This is a genomic window from Cobetia sp. MC34, from assembly GCF_018340035.1.
Lineage (GTDB): Bacteria > Pseudomonadota > Gammaproteobacteria > Pseudomonadales > Halomonadaceae > Cobetia > Cobetia amphilecti.
The window spans coordinates 1-6,935 of record NZ_JADPPY010000059.1; the positions used below are offsets into that span (position 1 = coordinate 1).

The window sequence follows — 6,935 nt, forward strand, 5'->3', positions numbered from 1 at the left end:
TGGTGCATAAGAGACGGTGTCAGCATCGGATCATCCATGAGCGAAAGCTGCTAAATGACCACATAATGTCCTTTTGGTAAAGCGCTACGAGGCCCGTCGTAGAGCGGTTTTTCATGCATTTTCCCTGCCTGACTCATGGCCCAGCCAAGTCCCGCGAGACACATCAGCCCCATCAACATGCAGATATCGCCGAAATTGATGGTGTTGGTAAAGCCACCGGCGCGGTGCACACCCCACACCAGCTTCTGCCACATCGCCCAGCTGCCGGTCAGCACGCTGCCGAGGATCAACCCACCCCACATCGCCCCCAGCAACGGAGGACACGACAATACGAGCAACAGCACCGGCACAGCCAGCAACAGGCGGATAGGCACGCCTGTCGTCTGCCACGCATCCCCCTGCAGCAGGAGGCTAATCAGCAACAAGGCTGCGAGGCCCACCATCACGCCGATGACGGTCACGTCCTCCTTGCGAGGCGCGCGCAGCAGCGTGCGCGGCTCGCGCAGCAGCCCATAGCCACTGAGCAACACCAGCAGTGCCGGCCCGATGCTATAACCAGAGGGCACGACCAGACTGAGCAGACCGAACAGGAAAACGCCGTAGGACACGGGGCGCGACGTCACCGTGGAAACATCGGCATCAACGGGGGATGAAGCTGAACGAGCGAGGGAATCGTATGACGGCATACCTGGCCTTCCTGACCCAGTGATGACTCTATGAAGGATGGCCCGAGCCACTCAGGCGCATGCTGCAGAGGGCTATTGAGGACTCCATGGGAGAGATAGCCTGACACAACTCCCCTCCTTCTTGGCATCAGGCAAGCAGCATGAAAGTCATCACCTGCTCCCTCTTACCCGGTACCCTGTGCGCTCATACAAAAACGCCGCATCACGGGGATGCGGCATTGTATTTTCGATCAATAAGCAGCGCTCAGGATCAATCGTTGCCGAACAGATCCCGGGTGTAGACCTTGTCGACCACATCGGCGAGCTCTTCCGCCATGCGATTGCTCAGAATGACGTCAGCTTCCTGCTTGAACGCCTCGAGGTCTCGCATGACGCGTGACCCGAAGAAGGTGTCCTCTTCCAGTACCGGCTCGTACACCACCACTTCCACACCCTTGGCCTTGATGCGCTTCATTACGCCCTGCATGGCACTGGCGCGGAAGTTGTCAGAGCCGGACTTCATCACAAGGCGATACACCCCCACCACCTGAGGGTTGCGCTTGAGCACGGATTCCGCAATGAAGTCCTTGCGCGTAGTGTTGGCATCGACGATGGCCTGGATCATGTTGTTGGGCACTTCCTGATAATTGGCCAACAACTGCTTGGTATCCTTCGGCAGGCAGTAACCCCCATACCCGAAGGACGGGTTGTGATAATGCTGACCGATGCGCGGGTCCAGCCCCACCCCTTCGATGATCTGCCTGGCATCCAGGCCATGTGATTCGGCGTAGGTATCCAGCTCATTGAAGTAGGCGACGCGCATTGCCAGGTAAGTATTGGCGAACAGCTTGATGGCCTCTGCCTCGGTGCTGTCAGTGAACAGCACATCGACACCCTGCTTGATGGCACCTTCCTTGAGCAGCCCAGCGAACACCTCGGCACGCTCGGAGCGCTCACCGACGATGATACGAGATGGGTGCAGGTTGTCGTACAGCGCCTTGCCTTCACGCAGGAATTCCGGCGAGAAGATCAGATTCTCGGTATTGAAACGCTCACGCGCCTCTACCGTATAGCCTACCGGCACAGTGGACTTGATCACCATCACCGCGTCAGGATTGATGTCGCGCACATCCTGAACCACTGCTTCGACACTGGAAGTATTGAAGTAGTTAGTGGTGCTATCGTAATCCGTCGGCGTGGCGATGATCACGAAATCGGCACCGCGATAGGCCTCTTCCTTGTCGAGGGTAGCGCGGAAGTTCAGGTCCCCACGTGCCAGAAACTCGTCAATCTCGGTGTCTTCTATCGGTGCGACACCACGGTTCAGCCCCTCCACCTTCTCTGGCACGATATCCAGTGCGATCACTTCATGATGCTGCGCAAGCAGCATGGCATTGGAGAGACCGACGTAACCTGTGCCTGCGATGGCGATTTTCATACTGAAGATTCCTGTAATTCATAAACAACCATCGAGCAGCATATCCCCAACGATCAGTTCATATTCAGAACACGAAAAGAACATTCGGGATGCTTCTTGTTGCGCAACGAGACAGCGCCATAGCATAACGCCGAATTACGAAATACTGCATCCTTGGTGCAGCTCTCAAAAGACGCAAAATTCTCATACCGTGAAATCCCATGAAGCGCTGTCGTGACATGGACGACTACTGGCGCGGCTTCTCCTCACAGGTATGGAAGTGATCCTGACCGCGAGCTGAGCTCTGCTCTCGCAGGCAACGTCCGGTCGTGCTGAAGCCCCCTCAGTTACCTGCCGTACCAACCAACAGGCCCCAATCCTCTAGATCGGGGCCTTCTTGTCTGCACCTTCACTCAAGAGTGCATGAGTGAGTCACAATCTCTCACGCCGCACTCACCGACCGGTGAAGTTGTTGCGCACCAGATCGACCACATCATCCATGCGCCCATTGAGCACCGCCTTGGCGGAGTAGAGCGCGGTGGAGGCGATCTGCCCGGCTTCGACGTGCGGCGGCATCACCAGCTCCATGCGGTTGACCTTAACCTCCAGCACCCCAGGGCCGTCCTGCGCCAGCAGGCTCTGCACTGCCTCATCCAGCTCGTGTTTCTCCTCGACACGCCGTCCCCACAGCCCCATGGACTGGGCGACCAGCGAGAAGTCGGGGTTCTCGAGTTCGGTGTAGGTATCCAGGATGCCCTCGACCTTCTGCTCCAGCTCCACGAAGCCCAGCGTGCTGTTGTTGAAGATGACGATCTTGAGCGGGATCTTCTCCTGCTTGAGGGTCAGCAGGTCCCCCATCAGCATCGACAGACCGCCATCACCGCACATGGCGATCACCTGACGTTCAGGGTAGGCCTTCTGGATGCCGATGCCCTGGGGGTAGGCATTGGCCATGGTGCCATGCATCAGGCTTGGCAGCGTGCGGCGCTTGCCGTTAGCGCGGATATGACGCAGGCACCACACCATGGGGCTGCCGCCATCGGCGGTGAAGACGGCGTCCTCACTGGCATGGCGGTCCAGCGCCAGAGTCAGCTCCTGCGGGTGAATCAGATGCTCATCGTCGGAGGTGACGGCGGCCTCGTCGCGTGCCTCGAGATATTTCTTGCGGCAGCTGTCCAGCCAGCCGCTGTCATCACGCGGGTCCACGCGGGTCAGCAGAGCGGCACAGGTGTCCTTGACGCTACCGACGACACCGAGATCCACCGGATGACGGATACCGATCTTGCCGGGGTCGAGATCCACCTGGATCACGGTGGCCTTGTCCGGATAGAACTGGGACCAGGCAAAGCTGCAGCCCAGCAGCAGCAAGGTGTCACACTCCGCGACGGCCTCGTAGCCGCCCTGCAGGCCGAACACGCCGGTCATGCCGACTTCGAGTTCATTGTTGGGCTCGATGAAGTCCTTGGCACGCGACGTCCAGGCCACCGGCGCCTTGAGGCGACGTGCCAATGCCAGCACTTCTTCCTGCGCATCCTGACAGCCGACCCCGGCGTAGATCGACACCTTGCCCGGCTGATTGAGCGCCTCGGCGACGGCGGCCAGCTCCTGCTCACTCGGGCGGATCACCGGCGAGAAGCGATGGGCACGCCAGGGCAGCGAGGCCTTCGGCTTCTGCGGGAAAAGATCCCCCGGGACGATCAGCACCGCGACCCCACCTTCCGCCAGCGCCTTCTGCGCCGCGATGGCCACCATGCGGCGAGCATTCTCGGGATTGGTCAGGTATTCACAGAACACGCTGTACTGGGAATAAAGCGCCTTCTGGTCCACATCCTGCGGGAAGCCCACGCCCATCTCGGCGGTATCGATCTGCGAGGCGATGAACACCACCGGTGCGCCATTGCGATGCGATTCGATCAGACCATTGAGAAAGTGGGTGCTCCCCGGGCCACAGGTGCCGGCACAGCAGGTCAGCTCCCCGCTGATGAAGGACTCGCCACCTGCCGCGAAGCCGGCCACCTCCTCATGCCGCACATGCACCCACTCCATCTCGGAGCGCCGGATGGCGTCGGTGAAATGGTTGATGGTATCGCCGACGATGCCATAACAGCGCTTGGCACCTGCCTCGAGCAGGGATTCGGTGATGATCTCGGAGACGCTATGGGCCGAAGAATGGGACTTGGACATGGGGGCGCTTTCCTTTTCCGTTGAGTTGCGGTGAAGGATGAGCAATGCATTCACTCATTCGAATAAACAGTAAACAAGACGTTGGGATGACCCGAGGAAATGCAATGGTGAGGACGCAAGGCATCAGTGGCACACGGCGTTGCGTGCGGCGTAGCATGAGCCTGAGGCACCCGAACCACGAGGGCCTGATCACGCCACGCAGCGTGCACAGGCGGAGTGCACAGGCAGAGCTGTGCATGCAGAGCAGAGCGCAGTGATGGATGGAGCGATACTGGAGAGAGCGCAATGCCGGAGAGAACGATGCTGAGGAGAACGAGAATGCTGAAGAGGATGGGAATGCAATGGCCGATCATTCAGGCCCCGATGGCAGGCGTCTCGACGCCTCATCTGGCAGCCGAGGTCTCGAAGGCAGGCGGGCTGGGCTCGATCGGCGTCGGTGCCACGGATGCCGACGGCGCCCGCAGGATGATCACAGAACTGCAAGCGCTGACCGACAGGCCCTTCAACGTCAATGTCTTCGTGCACTCGGCCCCGGCACATGACACTGCTCGCGAGACAGCCTGGCGGGAGTGGCTGACGCCGCACTTCCAGGCCTTCGAGGCAACGCCCCCCACCAGACTCGACACGCTCTATACCAGCGTTGCCGATGACCCCGACATGCAGGCGATGTTGCTGGAGACTCGCCCACCCGTCGTCAGCTTTCACTTCGGCCTGCCCTCACGCGATTTCATCCGCGCCTTGAAGGAGGCAGGCATCTGGCTCATGGCGACGGCGACCCACCTGGAGGAAGCCAGCGCTATCGAGCGGGCCGGCCTGGACGCCATCGTGGCGCAGGGATTTGAAGCGGGAGGCCATCGCGGCATGTTTGATCCAACAGCCGCGGATACCCAGCTGAGCACTGCCGCCCTAACCAGGCAGCTGGTAGGCGCCACGCATCTGCCGATCATTGCCGCAGGAGGCATCATGAATGGTGAGGCCATTGCCGCCGCTCTCGCGAATGGCGCCGTGGCAGCCCAACTCGGAACCGCCTTCATCGCCTGCCCGGAATCCAGCGCCGATGCCGCCTATCGAGACGCACTCGCAGGGCCAGCAGCGCATGACACCCGCATGACCTCGATCGTCTCGGGCCGCCCCGCACGCATTCTCGCCAATCGATTCGTCAGTCTGATGGAAGACCCATCATGCCCCACACCACCGGACTACCCTCTCACCTACGCCGCCGGCAAGGCGCTCAACGCCGCCGCCAGATCCCAGGGCGACACCGGTTTCGGGGCACAGTGGGCGGGCCAGGGCGCCCCGCTGGCCAGAGCGATGCCAGCGGGAGAGCTGATGGCAATATTGGGAAAGGAATGGACACAAGCGTCTAGCAATACGCAATGATCAGCGCTTCATCTTGTCCCGCGTCGTGTAATAGACGCTGTCGATATGCGAGAGCATGGCGCGTTCGGCGGCGTCAGGGTCGCCGGCGCGCAGCGCTTCGACGATACGTACGTGCTCTTCATAGCTGCGCTTGATCGAGCCATGCTCGGCCATGACCTGGCGACGAATGTTGAGCGCATAGGTATAGAGCTCGTGGGCGTAGCGGATCAGGATCTCGTTGCGCGAATACTCCGCGATCACCTGATGGAAGTTCTGATCCGAGAGCTGGAAGTTCACCGGCGAGTCGAAATGCTGGGACTGGGCGTCCAGCAAGGCATCCAGCTTCTTGAGGCCCGCGGCATCGATGTGCCGTGCTGCGCGGCGGGCGATGGCCGACTCCACCACGATACGGCTCTCGAAGACGCTCTCGATGTCCAGATTGTTGAGCTCATCGCCCTGCTGACGTGCGGGATGATTGCGGAAGCTGTCGATCACGGCCTCACTGGCACACACCCGTGACTTGCTGCCATGCGAGACATTGAGCAGACCATAGCCCGTCAACAGCGCCAGCCCCCCGCGCACGGTCTCACGACTCACTTCAAACAGCTGCGCCAGCTCACGCTCGCTGGGTAGTTCATCTCCATCGCGCAACAGGCCGGTCAGGATCATCTCGATGAGCTTGTCGGCGAGAATTTCCTTCTTGGTCTGATTCTTCAGCGCTTTCTCGAAGGCGAAAGGCGTCTGGTTCATGCGGCCCCCACTGGTATAGATTTCATACCAGAATAACTGACAACCGAATCAGGCGCACCAGAAAACCGACCATGGTCGCAATTTTCGAGAAATCCTTGACCAATCATCGTGCGCTCGGCTAATTTTCACCTCAACTGGTCCGGTAAACCAACCAGCAGTCCAATCAAGTCGTGATATTTCACAGTCCTGAACTGTCTTGAGAAGACCCTGACGCCAGAGGCCGGACTGCTGAGCACGCCCGACATCGACACGATCGACAACGATCTACCACATCGATCGACAACGACAACAACGACGACAACACCAAGAGGCTGACCCCATGTCCGCAACACGCCCTGTCATTGCCCTGACCCTCGGTGACCCCGCCGGTATCGGCCCGGAGCTGATCGCTCGCCTGATCGCGGAACCCGAGCAGTTCGCCGAGACCCACAGCGTCAGGGAAAACGCATGAAAGCTTTCAGACCGCGAGAATGTCAGCAAGATATGTCTCAACCAGTGCCGCTTTCTTCTGTTTCCGCCGAATTCCGCCTTTGAAAGATTTCTCTCCTTTCAGGTAATTC

The 6,935-nt window shown here is 59.8% G+C and carries 6 protein-coding genes; 2 read left to right on the plus strand and 4 right to left on the minus strand.

The genetic code is table 11. The annotated features are described in order from the left end of the window. Positions 1-50: 50 nt before the first annotated feature. From IZU87_RS16745 to IZU87_RS16755, 3 genes are all read right to left on the minus strand, one after another. Positions 51-686, minus strand: coding sequence for a hypothetical protein (locus IZU87_RS16745; protein ID WP_213115292.1), 636 nt, complete (start codon positions 684-686; stop codon positions 51-53). A 250-nt stretch (positions 687-936) separates the two neighbouring features. Next, positions 937-2,103 (minus strand): nucleotide sugar dehydrogenase, encoded by a 1,167-nt coding sequence (locus IZU87_RS16750; protein ID WP_175090699.1) that lies wholly within the window; start codon positions 2,101-2,103, stop codon positions 937-939. A 432-nt stretch (positions 2,104-2,535) separates the two neighbouring features. Then, positions 2,536-4,266 carry a thiamine pyrophosphate-dependent enzyme gene (locus tag IZU87_RS16755; protein ID WP_175090700.1) on the minus strand — a complete coding sequence of 577 codons (1,731 nt, stop codon included), beginning with the start codon at positions 4,264-4,266 and terminating at the stop codon, positions 2,536-2,538. A gap of 318 nt (positions 4,267-4,584) precedes the next feature. On the opposite strand from IZU87_RS16755, the gene IZU87_RS16760 reads away from it, so the two are divergent. Further along, the gene (locus IZU87_RS16760) at positions 4,585-5,646 is read left to right on the plus strand and encodes an NAD(P)H-dependent flavin oxidoreductase (RefSeq protein ID WP_175090701.1); all 1,062 of its coding nucleotides are present in this window, start codon (positions 4,585-4,587) and stop codon (positions 5,644-5,646) included. Here IZU87_RS16760 and IZU87_RS16765 read toward each other — a convergent pair whose 3' ends face one another. Further along, positions 5,647-6,375, minus strand: coding sequence for a FadR/GntR family transcriptional regulator (locus tag IZU87_RS16765; protein WP_077373794.1), 729 nt, complete (start codon positions 6,373-6,375; stop codon positions 5,647-5,649). 319 nt (positions 6,376-6,694) lie between these two features. Between IZU87_RS16765 and IZU87_RS18005 the strand changes: the two genes are divergently transcribed. Further along, positions 6,695-6,826 carry a hypothetical protein gene (locus IZU87_RS18005; RefSeq protein ID WP_283248930.1) on the plus strand — a complete coding sequence of 44 codons (132 nt, stop codon included), beginning with the start codon at positions 6,695-6,697 and terminating at the stop codon, positions 6,824-6,826. The last annotated feature ends 109 nt before the right edge of the window (positions 6,827-6,935 follow it).

Bases quoted from the DNA above. Each gene is read 5' to 3' on its own strand.
- IZU87_RS16745 (WP_213115292.1), bottom strand. From the start codon at position 686: ATGCCGTCATACGATTCCCTCGCTCGTTCAGCTTCATCCCCCGTTGAT.
- IZU87_RS16765 (WP_077373794.1), bottom strand. From the start codon at position 6,375: ATGAACCAGACGCCTTTCGCCTTCGAGAAAGCGCTGAAGAATCAGACC.
- IZU87_RS16750 (WP_175090699.1), bottom strand. From the start codon at position 2,103: ATGAAAATCGCCATCGCAGGCACAGGTTACGTCGGTCTCTCCAATGCC.
- IZU87_RS18005 (WP_283248930.1), top strand. From the start codon at position 6,695: ATGTCCGCAACACGCCCTGTCATTGCCCTGACCCTCGGTGACCCCGCC.
- IZU87_RS16755 (WP_175090700.1), bottom strand. From the start codon at position 4,266: ATGTCCAAGTCCCATTCTTCGGCCCATAGCGTCTCCGAGATCATCACC.
- IZU87_RS16760 (WP_175090701.1), top strand. From the start codon at position 4,585: ATGCTGAAGAGGATGGGAATGCAATGGCCGATCATTCAGGCCCCGATG.